The organism is Micromonospora sp. NBRC 110037, assembly GCF_001652995.1.
Taxonomy (GTDB): domain Bacteria; phylum Actinomycetota; class Actinomycetes; order Mycobacteriales; family Micromonosporaceae; genus Micromonospora; species Micromonospora chalcea.
In genome coordinates, this window is record NZ_BBVA01000011.1 from 1 (window position 1) to 12201 (window position 12201).

Consider the following 12201-nt stretch of genomic DNA (forward strand, 5'->3'; position numbering starts at 1 on the left):
ATTTCACCGCTACACCAGGAATTCCAGTCTCCCCTACCGAACTCTAGCCTGCCCGTATCGACCGCAGGCCTGGGGTTGAGCCCCAGGTTTTCACGGTCGACGCGACAAGCCGCCTACGAGCTCTTTACGCCCAATAAATCCGGACAACGCTCGCGCCCTACGTCTTACCGCGGCTGCTGGCACGTAGTTGGCCGGCGCTTCTTCTGCAGGTACCGTCACTTACGCTTCGTCCCTGCTGAAAGAGGTTTACAACCCGAAGGCCGTCATCCCTCACGCGGCGTCGCTGCATCAGGCTTCCGCCCATTGTGCAATATTCCCCACTGCTGCCTCCCGTAGGAGTCTGGGCCGTGTCTCAGTCCCAGTGTGGCCGGTCGCCCTCTCAGGCCGGCTACCCGTCGTCGCCTTGGTAGGCCATCACCCCACCAACAAGCTGATAGGCCGCGAGCCCATCCCAAGCCGAAAAACTTTCCACCAAACACCATGCGGTGCAAGGTCATATCCGGTATTAGCCCCGGTTTCCCGGGGTTATCCCAAAGCCTGGGGCAGGTTGCTCACGTGTTACTCACCCGTTCGCCGCTCGAGTACCCCGAAGGGCCTTTCCGCTCGACTTGCATGTGTTAAGCACGCCGCCAGCGTTCGTCCTGAGCCAGGATCAAACTCTCCAACAAAAATCTTTGTCGAACAGCATCCTGGCAACAAAAGTGTTGCCAAAGGAATCCCAACCAGCAACCATTCCAAAGAACAGCCACCAGTCCGGGGTATAAAACAATTGGCACTGGCTTTACAAGCACCCTGTTGAGTTCTCAAAGAACAACCACACACCAACCACCAGGCCCCGCATAAGCAGAACCCCCAGCCGGGGCATTTCGTTCAACCACCCGCCGCTCTCGCGCCGGGCACTTTTACTACGTTACCCGGTGGTTTCTGCCGTGTCAAACCGGTGTCAACCGGTTTGTCGTGCATCACCCTTTTACCGGGCACCCCGATTAAACCGACTTCCGTCGGTCGTTCCGAGGAATTCGGCAGGCCGGCCGCCCGCGGTTTCCCGCTGGCTCGTCCGTTTCCCTGCCGGCCGATAACCTTACCCGGTCGGTTCCGCCTCGCCAAATCCGCCTCCCGGCGAATCCGGGGCACCACCCGGTTCTCAGGTCCTGCGCTCCGGCCTTCCAGGTCTTTCGCCCTGTTTCGTCCGTTCCGCGCTGGCAGAGAGAAAGTTACGCGCCCAGCGGAGTGATCGTCAAATCCGCTGGGCGCGTCCCGCGTCACATTGTCGACAACGGACTATCCGCGCAGCTCGACACCGGCGAACGAGCGCTTGCCCCGGCGCAGCACGAGGTACCGGCCGTGCAGCAGGTCGTCCGCCGACACGGTGGCGTCGACCTCGGAGATCCGGGTGTTGTTGACGTACGCGCCACCCTCGGCGATCACCCGGCGAGCCTCCTTCATGCTCGGCACCAGGCCCGACTCCTTGAGCAGGCCGGCGACGTCCGGCAGCGCGTCGAGGCGCACCAGGCCGGCCTCGGTCAGCGCGGCGCGCAGCGTCTCTGGGGCCAGTTCGTCGAGCGAGCCCCGCCCGAACAGCGCCTGGCTCGCCGCGACCGCCTGGGCCGTCTCCCGCTCGCCGTGCACCAGCGTGGTCAGCTCCTCGGCGAGCGCCCGCTGGGCCAGGCGCGCCTGCGGGCGTTCCGCGGTCGCCTTCTCCAGCTCCTCCAGCTCCTCACGGGAGCGGAAGCTGAAGTACCGCAGGTAGCGGCTGACGTCCCGGTCGTCGGCGTTGACCCAGAACTGGTAGAACGCGTACGGGCTGGTCATCTGCGGGTCGAGCCAGATCGCGCCGGACTCGCTCTTGCCGAACTTGGTGCCGTCGGACTTCGTCACCAGCGGGGTGGTGAACGCCTGCACCGGCCCGGCGCCGCGCCGGCGAACGTAGTCCACCCCTGCGGTGATGTTGCCCCACTGGTCGGAGCCGCCGTACTGGAGCTGGCAGCCGTGCCGGCGGTGCAGCTCGAAGAAGTCGTTGGCCTGCAGCAGCTGGTAGCTGAACTCGGTGAAGCTGATGCCCGTCTCCAGGCGCGCCCTGACGACCTCGCGGGCGAGCATCTTGTTCACCGGGAAGTGCTTGCCGACGTCGCGGAGGAACTCCACCACAGACATCTCGCCGGTCCAGTCCAGGTTGTTGACCAGTTGCGCCGCGTTCTCCCCGGTGTACGTGACGAACGGCGAGAGTTGCTCGCGGATGCGTTCCACCCAGCCGGCCACCACCTCGGGCGAATTGAGCGTCCGCTCGGCGCTCTCCTTCGGGTCACCGATCTGGCCGGTGGCGCCGCCGACCAGCAGCAGCGGACGGTGCCCGGCGAGCTGGAGCCGGCGCGCGGTGAGGACCTGCATGAGGTGGCCGACGTGCAGGCTCGGGGCGGTCGGGTCGAAGCCCACATAGAACGTGGCCTGCCCGCCCCCGAGCAGGTCGCGCAGCTCGTCGAGGCCGGTCGAGTCCTGGATCAGGCCCCGCCACAGCAGGTCGTCGGTCAGGGAGTCCCGCCCCTGCGGGAGGTTGCTGTCGGTCACGGTCACCGATTCTCCCCCATTACCGGACCCGGGCCGTACCGGGTTTGCCGAGGTGCGGCCGACTAGGCTGGCGGCGCCGTCGAACGCGAGGAGGAACCGCGGTGGACATGCCGAACCTGACCGGTGGCTTCGTGGCCCTGCTGGGCCTGACGTTCGACGAGGTCAGCGGGGACCGGGTGGTGATCCGGTGGAAGGTGCGCCCGGAGCTGCACCAGCCGTACGGGATCCAGCACGGTGGCGTCTACTGCTCGGTGGTCGAGACGGCGGCCAGCATCGGCGGCGCGCTCTGGCTGGGCGACAAGGGCAACGTGGTCGGGGTGTCGAACCAGACCGACTTCCTGCGCGCGGTGCGCGACGGCGAGCTGACCGCCGTCGGCACGCCCGTGCACCGGGGCCGCAGCCAGCAGCTCTGGCTCGTGGAGATCACCGACGCGGACGGCCGGCTGGTGGCCCGCGGCCAGGTGCGCCTGCAAAACCTGACCGCCTCCTGACGCATTCGCCCGAAACCGGGCACTGACGCCGATATCGTCGCCTCGGTGAGATCGTCCGCTCCCGAACCGACGTGAGGAAGCTGTTCGCCGCCACGCTCGGCGTGCTGTCGGCCGTCGGCGGCTTCGTCGACATCGGTGACCTGGTGGCGGCCAGTCAGGCCGGCGCCCTGTTCGGCATGGCCCACACCTGGGTGCTGCTGGCCGGCGTGGTCGGCATCTGCGCGTACGCGGAGATGGCCGGCCGGATCGCGGCGGTGAGCGGGCGGGCGGTCTTCGACCTGGTCCGGGAGCGGCTCGGGCCGCGGGTGGCGCTGCTCAACCTGGTCGCGTCGTGGCTGGTCACGGTGGTCACGCTCGCCGCGGAGCTGGGCGGGGTGGCGCTGGCGCTGCAACTGGCCACCCGGGTGAGTCACCTGTTCTGGGTGCCGCTCGCCGCGCTGGCCGTCTGGCTGGTGCTGTGGCGGCTGCGCTTCGAGCTGATGGAGCGGATCTTCGGCCTCGCCGGGCTGGCGCTGCTGGTGTTCGCGGTCGCGCTGGTGGCGCTGCCGACCGACTGGCCGGAACTCGGGCAGGGCGCGTGGCAGATCAGCGCGGCCGGGCACGGCTGGCCGCTGTACTGGTTCGTGGCGGTGGCGCTGTTCGCCTCGACGGTGAGCCCGTACGAGGTGTTCTTCTTCTCCTCCGGCGGCGTCGAGGAGCGCTGGAGCGCGGCGGACCTGGCGCGGGCCCGGTCGAACGTGCTGATCGGCTTTCCGGTGGGTGGGTTCCTGGCGTTGTCGCTGGTGGCCGTGGCGACGGTGGCCTACCACCCGTCCGGGGTGTCGCTCAGTACGCTCGACGAGGTGGCGCGGCCGGTGGCCACGGCGCTCGGTGGCGCCGGCCTGGCCACCGCCGTGCTGGCGTTCTTCGCGGTGACGTTCGGCGCGGCGCTGGAGACGGGCCTGTCGGCGGCGTACGCGGCGGCGCAGTACTTCGGCTGGCAGTGGGGCAAGCGTGTCCGCCCCCGGGAGGCGGCCCGGTTCCACAGCGTCCTGCTGGTCGGTCTGCTGCTCGGCGTGGTGATGCTGATGACGACCGTGGACCCGGTGCGGCTGACCGAGTACATGCTGGTGCTGAGCGCTGTGGTGCTGCCGCTGACGTACCTGCCGATCCTGGTGGTCGCGAACGACAGGGGGTACCTCGGCGACCGGGTCAACGGGCGCTGGATGAACCTGCTCGGCGCGGTGTTCCTGCTGCTCATCGTCGCGGCGTCGGTGGCCGCGATCCCACTGGCGATCATGACGGGGATGGGTCCATGAGGGTTCAGCTGGCCAAGCGGCTGCTCGACCGGCAGATCGTCGACGTGGACGGGCGGCTGGTCGGGCGGGTCGACGACATCGCGTTCGCCGTCGACGACGAGGGTTTCCCGTACGTGGACAGCCTGCTCACCGGGCAGGGCGCGCTCGGGGAGCGGATCGGCGGGCGGGTCGGTCGGCTGCTGGTGGCGGTGGCGGACCGGTTCACCGACGACCCGCCGGTGCCGCCGTTGCGCGTACCGCTGTCGCAGGTCGCCCACGTGGACAGCGCGGTGCGGCTGCGCTGCCGGGCGGCGGACCTGCCGCCGTCGCCGGTGGAGGCGTGGCTGCGCCGGCACCTGATCGAGCACATTCCCGGGTCCGGCCGTGCGAGCGGGTGAGCTGCTCGGCCGTACCGCCTACGACCTGCACGGGCGGCGGCTGGGCCGGGTGGTGGACGTGGTGGTGCGCGGCGGGTGGCCGCCGGACCGGCTGCGGATCACCGACGTGATCGTCGCCGGGCACTGGTGGACCCGGGTGATCAGCCGCCTGATCGGCCCGGAGCTGCACCCGTCCGGGCCGTGGCTGCTGCGGATGGTGGCCCGGCTGGTCGGGCGGAGCACCCGTCAGCTGCCCGCCGACGCGGTGCAGCTGCTTCCGCCGGTGCCCGGCTTCCCGTTCGGCCCGCCGACCGGACGCCGCTGAGGCCCGAGTTGCCGGACGCCGTCCGTCAGCGGCGCGCTTCGTCGAGTTCCGGGGCGTCGGCCGGCTCGCCGGCGTCGTCCGCGGCGTCGTCGTCCGGGGAGTCGTCGCCGCGGCCGCGCCGGCGGACCCGCACCTCGGTGATGGCCCGCTGGTCGACGTCGGCCACCGCCAGCTCCCAGCCGTCGACGGTGACCTGCTCCCCCGCCACCGTCGGAATGTGCCCGAGGCAGATCAGCACCAGCCCGGCGACGGTGGTGTAGTCGCCCGCCGGCCGGTTCGGCAGCTCCACGCCCAGGTCGGTCAGGTCGTGCACCGGGAACGTGCCGGGCAGCACCAGCGTGCCGTCCGGCTCGGTGCGCACGGAACGCAGGTCGCGGTCGGTCTCGTCGTAGATCTCGCCGACGATCTCCTCGAGGATGTCCTCCAGCGTGACGATCCCGTCGACCGCGCCGCGCTCGTCGACCACGAGCGCGATGTGCTGGCGTTCGGCCTTGAACTGGCGCAGCGCGTCGACCACCGGCAGCGAGTCGGGCAGCAGCATGGGCGGGCGGGCGATCTCGTCGACCGGCCGGTCGTCGGAGACGCCGACCAGGTCACGCAGGTGGATGACGCCGACCGCGTCGTCCAGGCCGCCGTGGCGGACCACCGGCGCCCGGGAGTGGCCGGTCGCCGCCAGGACCAGCCGCGCGGCCTCGGCGGTGGTGCCGCTGTCGAGCGTGAAGACCTGCAACCGGGGTACGAGCACAGCCCGCAACTGCCGGTCCGCGATCTCCACCGCACCGGCGATGATCGTGCGCTGTTCCTTGGTGAAGCCGTGGTTGCCGGCCACGATGTCGCGCAGCTCGTCCGGGCCGATCTCGTCCGGCTCGGCCTTCGGGTCCAGGCCGAACAGGCGTACCACCAGGTCGGTGGTGGCGCCCAGCAGCCAGACGGCGGGCCGGGTGATGCTGGAGAGCAGGTCCAGCGGGCGGGCCACCAGCAGCGCCCACCGCTCGGCCGACTGCATCGCGATCCGCTTCGGGGCCAGCTCGCCGAAGACCAGCGTGACGAACGTGAGCACCAGCGTTACCGCGACGATGGCGACGGTCTCGGCGGCGTTGCCGAACACGCTGAGCAGCGGCACCAGCGGCCGGGCCAGCGAGACCGCGGCGGCGGCGGACGCGAGGAACCCGGCGAGCGTGATGCCGATCTGGATCGTGGCCAGGAACCGGTTCGGATCCTTTGCCAGGCGGGCCAGTGTCCGTCCGCCCCGGCCGCTGCGCTCCAGCCGCTGCACCTGGCTGTCCCGCAGGGACACCAGGGCCATCTCGCTGCCGGCGAACGCCGCGTTGAGGATCACCAGCACACCGACCAGGGCCAGCTGGCTCCAGTAGCTCTGCACGACCGGTTATCTCCCTCGACCCGATCCGGGCCGGCCGACGGCCGACCCGCCGGCCGGCAGATCCGGTCGGCGTGGCCCCTCTGTGCCCCGCGGGCCCGCCGCTGAATCATGACCGGCCCCGGTGTCACCCGCCGGGGGCGGGGTTCAGGCCGGTACGGGCAGGTCGAGCACGTACGCGCCGCCCTCGGGCCGGAATCCGAGCCGGTGGTAGTAGGGGGCGACCATGCCGGGCGGGCTGACCACGCGGCGGAAGCCCCGGTCGGTGAACAGCCGGCTGCGCCGGTAGACGAACTCGCCCGGGGTGAAGTCCCGGAACGGCGGGGTCACGTAGTCCAGGTCGATCTGGGCCACGCCGCCCGGTTCGGCGTGCGAGAGCATCACGCCGACCACCTCGTCGGCGCGTACCACCAGGAACGCCGAGCGGTCGTCGGCGTCGGCGTCCCAGCGGAAGCCGGGGTTGAAGCGGGCGATGTCGGCGGCGTGCACCCGCAGCGTGTGCGCCAGGAAGGCGTCGCCGGTGCCCACCTCGACCACCTGGTAGGTCTGCTCGTCGTGCCGGGTGGCCAGCAGCTTGCGCAGGTACCAGACGTTGATCACGGCGAGCACCACGTTCAGCCCCACCATCGGCCAGACCTGCACGGCGGTGTTGTAGCCGATCAGGATGAGGCAGCCGACCAGGTTGAGCGCGCGCAGCCGCAGGATCCGGGTCTGCAGCAGGGACCAGACCAGCAGCGCGGAGCCGGCCCAGCCGACGAGTTCCAGCCAGTTCACCCGGGGAGACTAGCGGTCTGCCTGGTCAGGCCCCTCGGCGGGCAGCTCCAGCACGTACTCCTCGACCTCGGCGCCGCGCGCCGGGGCGTACCCGGAGTCCTCACCGACCACGACGAAGCCGCACTTGCGCAGCACCGCCAGCGAGGCGGCGTTGTCCTTCGCGGCGCGGGCGTGCAGCGGCCGGTGCGGCACCTCGCGCAGCAGCGCGCGCAGCGCCGCGGTGGCGTGGCCGCGCCCCCAGTACGCCGCGTCGATCCAGTAGCTGACCTCGGTCTGCTCGCCGACCGGGAACGCCGCCACCCGCCCGACCAGCCGGCCGTCGACGGTGACCGCGCGGTTCACGATGCGCGCGTCGGCGCGGATGCGCGCCCAGTGCGCCTCGAACGCGGCCCGGTCGGACGGATCCTTCGGGCCGAACGCGGCCATCCAGTTCGCCTGCGGGTCCTGCTCGTGGGCGAAGAAGGCGGGCAGGTCGTCGTCGCGCACCGGGCGGAGCAGCACCTCGTTCGTCACGGCCGGAACGATACGGGCCCCCTCCGACACGGTCGGGACCTCCGGCCCGGTGTGTGTCCCGTCCGGCCCTGCCGCACGGCCGGCCGGCCCGGTTACCAAGGAGGTGCAACGACGCAGTCGAGGAGGCCGGACCATGTCGAAGTACGTCTACGACTTCATCGAGGGTGACCGCAGCCAGGCCGACCTGCTCGGCGGCAAGGGCGCCAACCTCGCCGAGATGACCCGGCTCGGGTTGCCGGTGCCGCCCGGGTTCACCGTCACCACCGACGCGTGCCGGGCGTACCTGGCCACCGGGGCGCCGCCGGCCGGGCTGTACGAGGAGATAAACGCGCACCTGCGGGAGGTGGAGGCGCGGCTGGACCGGTGGCTGGGTGACCCGCATGACCCGCTGCTGCTGGCGGTGCGCTCCGGCGGGCGGTACTCGATGCCGGGGATGATGGAGACGATCCTCGACATCGGGCTCAACGACACCACCGTGGCGGGGCTGGCCGCCCGCACCGGCGACGAGCGGTTCGCGTGGGACTCGTACCGGCGGCTGATCCAGATGTTCGGCCGCACCGTGCACGGCATTCCGGGCGACGAGTTCGAGCACGAGCTGGCCGCGCTGCGGGCCACCGCCGGTCCGGGTGGGCCGGGCGCCGGGCAGCTGCGCGACCTGGTCGACACGTACAAGAAGATCTTCGCCCGGCACGTCGGGCACGACTTCCCGCAGGCCCCGCACGAGCAGCTGTTCCTGGCCGTGCGCGCGGTGTTCGAGTCCTGGCACTCGGAGCGGGCCCGGATCTACCGGCGGCAGGAGCGCATCCCGGACGACCTGGGCACCGCCGTCAACGTGATGGCGATGGTGTTCGGCAACCTCGGCCCGGACTCCGGCACCGGGGTGGCGTTCACCCGCGACCCGGCCACCGGCGCACCCGGCGTGTACGGCGACTACCTGAGCGACGCGCAGGGCGAGGACGTGGTGGCGGGCATCCGCAACACGGTGCCGCTGACCGAGCTGGCGAACCTCGACCCGGTGAGCTTCCACCGGCTGCGGGAGATCATGGCGACGCTGGAGCGGCACTACCGCGACCTGTGCGACGTCGAGTTCACCATCGAACGCGGGAAGCTGTGGATGCTCCAGACCCGGGTCGGCAAGCGCACCGCGGCGGCGGCGTTCGTGATCGCCGCGCAGCTGGCCGAGGAAGGGCTGATCACGGCCGACGAGGCGCTCACCCGGGTCACCGGCGCGCAGCTCGCCCAGCTGATGTTCCCGGCCTTCGACGTCGCCGGCGCGCCCGAGCCGCTCGCCGTCGGCGTCGGCGCCTCCCCCGGCGCCGCGGTCGGGCGGGTGGTCTTCGACTCGGCCGCCGCGGCGGCGTCCACCGGGCCGGTGATCCTGGTCCGGCCGGAGACCAACCCGGACGACCTGCCCGGCATGATCGCCGCGGTCGGGGTGCTCACCTCGCGCGGTGGGAAGACGTCGCACGCCGCCGTGGTGGCCCGCGGCATGGGCCGGACCTGCGTCTGCGGGGCCGAGGCGCTGACCATCGACGTGGAGCGCGGCGAGTTCACGGTGGGCGAGCAGGTGGTGCGCGCCGGCGAGGTGATCTCGATCGACGGCACCAGCGGGCGGATCTGGCGCGGCGAGGTGCCGGTGCAGCCGTCCCCGGTGGCCCGGTACCTGACCGGTGAGCTGCGGCCGGAGGCCGACCCGCTGGTCGCCGCCGTGCACCGGCTGCTCGGGCACGCCGACGCGGTACGCACGCTCGGCGTCCACGCCAACGCCGACACCCCGGACGACGCGCGCCGGGCCCGTGAGCTGGGCGCCAAAGGGATCGGTCTGTGCCGCACCGAGCACATGTTCCTCGGCGAGCGCCGGGAACTGGTCGAGCGGCTGATCCTGGCCGACGGTCCGGCCGAGGTCGGCGCGGCGCTGGACGCGCTGCTGCCGTTGCAGCGGGCCGACTTCGTCGGGCTGCTCACCGCGATGGACGGGCTTCCGGTCACGGTGCGGCTGCTCGACCCGCCGCTGCACGAGTTCCTGCCTCCGCTCGCCGAGCTGACCGCCCGGGTGGCGGGCGCGCAGGCGCGCGGCGAGGAACCGGGCCACGACGGCGTGCTGCTGGCGGCGGTACGGCGGATGCACGAGACGAACCCGATGCTGGGGCTGCGCGGCGTGCGGCTCGGGCTGGTGGTGCCGGGTCTGTTCGCGATGCAGGTGCGGGCGCTGGCCGAGGCGGCCGCGCAGCGGGTCCGGGCCGGCGGTGACCCGCGCCCGGAGATCATGGTGCCGCTGGTCGGTGACGTGCGGGAACTCGCCGCGGTGGCGGACGAGGCACGGCGGGTCCTGGCCGGGGTGCCTGACGCGCCGGAGATCCCGATCGGCACCATGATCGAGACGCCCCGGGCGGCGCTGACCGCCGGGGACATCGCCGCCGAGGCGCGCTTCTTCTCCTTCGGCACCAACGACCTGACGCAGATGACCTGGGCGTTCTCCCGGGACGACGTGGAGGGGGCGTTCTTCTCCACGTACCTGGAACGGGGGATCTTCCCGGTGTCGCCGTTCGAGAGCATCGACGCCACCGGCGTGGGGCGGCTGGTCCGCCTCGCCGTCGCCGAGGGGCGGGCGGCCCGGCCGGACCTGACCGTCGGGGTGTGCGGCGAGCACGGCGGCGACCCGGACTCGATCGGGTTCTTCGCCGCGGCCGGGCTCGACTACGTCTCCTGCTCGCCGTACCGGGTGCCGGTGGCGCGGCTGGCCGCCGGCCGGGCCGCCGTCGAGGCCCGTACCGAGAAGTCCGACTCCCGCTAGGAGGGCAGCGTCATGACCGCCATCTTCAACCCGACCGGTCCGGCGGTCGCGCCGGTCCCCCGGCCGGCGCCACCGCAGGCCGCGCCTCCGCCCGCGACGCCCACCCCCACCCCGGCCGGGCCGGTCGGCCCGGTGCTGGAGCTGCCCGGGGACGCCGCGCTGGTGCCGGTGAACCGCGACGGCCGTCCGGTCGGCGTGTTCGTCGCGGCCGGTGGCCGGGTCCGCTACCGGCGCGTGGTCGAACCGGACCAGCTCGTCGCCGCGGCCACCGGCGCGTTCGCGGTGGCCGCGCTCACCGCCGCCGTGGCGGTGTGGTCGCGGCGCCGTCCGCCGTCGGTCGGCACCGTCACCATGGGGCCGGGCGGCTGGGTCAGCCTGCGCGGCCTGCCGGCGCCCCGGCTGCGCCCGGACGACCGGCCATGGTGGGCGCGCGTGCTGCGGGCCCGCCGCCTCGTCGTCGACAGCTGAGCACCCAGGGGTACGGCCGCCGGTACGTCACCGGCGGCCGTACCGCCGTTCTCCCGTCGGCTCTCGGCGGAGGGGCCGTTGGTCCCGGGTCACGGCGGTCCTGCGCCCCTGCCCGGCGGCGCCCGGACCGACGACGCTGAGGGTGAGAACGAGACCGAGGGAGGCCCCCGATGCGCGCCAGTGTCGTCACCGCGTTCGACCGTCCGATGGAGATCACCGAGCGTCCCGTGCCGGAGGTCGGCCCGGGCGAGATCCTGGTCCGCGTCGAAGCCAGCGGACTCTGCCACACCGACATCCACGCCGCCCGCGGCGAGTGGCCGGTGAAGCCCACCCCGCCGTTCGTACCCGGTCACGAGGGCGTCGGCCTGGTCGAGCAGGTCGGCCCCGGCGTCACCGAGCACGCCGTCGGCGACCGGGTCGCGCTGCCCTGGCTCGGCTGGGCCTGCGGCACCTGCGCGTACTGCGTGACCGGCTGGGAGACGCTGTGCGAGTCGCAGCGCAACACCGGTTACAGCATCGACGGCGCGCACGCCGAGTACGCGGTGGCCTCGGCCCGCTACGCGGTCCGCGTGCCCGACGGCGTGGACCCGTTCGAGGCCGCGCCGCTGACCTGCGCGGGCGTCACCACGTACAAGGCCGTCAAGGTCGCCGGGGTACGGCCGGGCGAGCGGGTCGCGATCTTCGGCATCGGCGGTCTGGGTCACCTCGCCCAGCAGTACGCGCAGATCTTCGGCGCCGAGACGGTCGCGGTGGACGTGACCGCCGAGAAGCTGGAGCTGGCCACCTCGCTGGGCGCCGCGCACACTGTCGACGCCGCCACCACCGACCCGGTCGAGCGGATCACCGCGCTGGGCGGCGTGGACGTGGCGATCGTGCTGGCCGCCAGCCCCCGGGTGATCGAGCAGGCGCACCGCTCGCTGCGCCGTGGCGGCCGTCTGGTGCTGGTGTCGCTGCCCGCCGACAACGCGATCACCCTGCCCGTCTTCGAGACGGTGCTCAAGGGCATCACGGTGCTCGGCTCGATCGTCGGCACCCGCGCCGACCTGGCCGAGGTCTTCGCGCTGCACGCCGCCGGCCGCACCCGGGTCGTCTACGAGACCCGCAAGCTGGACGACATCAACGACGCGGTGGACGACGTCCTCGCCGGCCGGGTCGCCGCCCGGCTCGTGCTCCAGCCCTGACCCCCGCCCCCGGTCCCCGCACCCGCGGGGACCGGGGACACCGACGCCCGGAGAGGGA

At 72.3% G+C, this 12201-nt stretch carries 11 protein-coding genes and 1 rRNA gene; 7 read left to right on the forward strand and 5 right to left on the reverse strand.

Annotation, left to right across the window (positions count from 1 at the left end):
* Both A4R25_RS26600 and tyrS read right to left on the reverse strand, forming a co-directional pair.
* A 16S ribosomal RNA gene (locus A4R25_RS26600) occupies positions 1–668 on the reverse strand; the annotation flags it as partial.
* A gap of 613 nt (positions 669–1281) precedes the next feature.
* On the reverse strand, positions 1282–2565 hold the full coding sequence (gene tyrS, locus A4R25_RS26605; protein WP_064448544.1) for a tyrosine--tRNA ligase: 1284 nt from the start codon (positions 2563–2565) through the stop codon (positions 1282–1284).
* Between the two features lie 101 nt (positions 2566–2666).
* On the opposite strand from tyrS, the gene A4R25_RS26610 reads away from it, so the two are divergent.
* The 4 genes from A4R25_RS26610 (at position 2667) to A4R25_RS26625 (ending at position 5035) form a co-directional block, all read left to right on the forward strand.
* Positions 2667–3056 carry a PaaI family thioesterase gene (locus tag A4R25_RS26610; protein WP_043324903.1) on the forward strand — a complete coding sequence of 130 codons (390 nt, stop codon included), beginning with the start codon at positions 2667–2669 and terminating at the stop codon, positions 3054–3056.
* Positions 3057–3127: 71 nt separating this feature from the next.
* Positions 3128–4354 carry an NRAMP family divalent metal transporter gene (locus A4R25_RS26615; protein WP_043324904.1) on the forward strand — a complete coding sequence of 409 codons (1227 nt, stop codon included), beginning with the start codon at positions 3128–3130 and terminating at the stop codon, positions 4352–4354.
* Complete coding sequence (locus tag A4R25_RS26620) at positions 4351–4731, forward strand: hypothetical protein (protein WP_043324905.1); 381 nt, start codon at positions 4351–4353, stop codon at positions 4729–4731. The genes A4R25_RS26615 and A4R25_RS26620 overlap by 4 nt, the downstream gene beginning before the upstream one ends.
* Entirely contained in the window at positions 4718–5035 is a 318-nt protein-coding gene (locus A4R25_RS26625; protein WP_064448481.1) for a hypothetical protein, read from the forward strand. The genes A4R25_RS26620 and A4R25_RS26625 overlap by 14 nt, the downstream gene beginning before the upstream one ends.
* A 25-nt stretch (positions 5036–5060) precedes the next feature.
* On the opposite strand, the gene A4R25_RS26630 is transcribed toward A4R25_RS26625, so the two are convergent.
* From A4R25_RS26630 to A4R25_RS26640, 3 genes are all read right to left on the reverse strand, one after another.
* Complete coding sequence (locus A4R25_RS26630; protein WP_043324907.1) at positions 5061–6416, reverse strand: hemolysin family protein; 1356 nt, start codon at positions 6414–6416, stop codon at positions 5061–5063.
* Between the two features lie 144 nt (positions 6417–6560).
* Positions 6561–7187: a hypothetical protein gene (locus A4R25_RS26635; RefSeq protein WP_043324908.1), complete on the reverse strand. Its 627-nt coding sequence runs from the start codon at positions 7185–7187 to the stop codon at positions 6561–6563.
* A 9-nt stretch (positions 7188–7196) separates the two neighbouring features.
* Positions 7197–7700: a GNAT family N-acetyltransferase gene (locus tag A4R25_RS26640; RefSeq protein WP_113973125.1), complete on the reverse strand. Its 504-nt coding sequence runs from the start codon at positions 7698–7700 to the stop codon at positions 7197–7199.
* A gap of 133 nt (positions 7701–7833) precedes the next feature.
* Between A4R25_RS26640 and ppdK the strand changes: the two genes are divergently transcribed.
* The 3 genes from ppdK (at position 7834) to adhP (ending at position 12143) form a co-directional block, all read left to right on the forward strand.
* The gene (ppdK, locus tag A4R25_RS26645; RefSeq protein WP_064448483.1) at positions 7834–10494 is read left to right on the forward strand and encodes a pyruvate, phosphate dikinase; all 2661 of its coding nucleotides are present in this window, start codon (positions 7834–7836) and stop codon (positions 10492–10494) included.
* 12 nt (positions 10495–10506) lie between these two features.
* Positions 10507–10962 (forward strand): hypothetical protein, encoded by a 456-nt coding sequence (locus tag A4R25_RS26650; RefSeq protein ID WP_064448484.1) that lies wholly within the window; start codon positions 10507–10509, stop codon positions 10960–10962.
* 170 nt (positions 10963–11132) lie between these two features.
* Positions 11133–12143, forward strand: coding sequence for an alcohol dehydrogenase AdhP (gene adhP, locus A4R25_RS26655; protein ID WP_064448485.1), 1011 nt, complete (start codon positions 11133–11135; stop codon positions 12141–12143).
* The last annotated feature ends 58 nt before the right edge of the window (positions 12144–12201 follow it).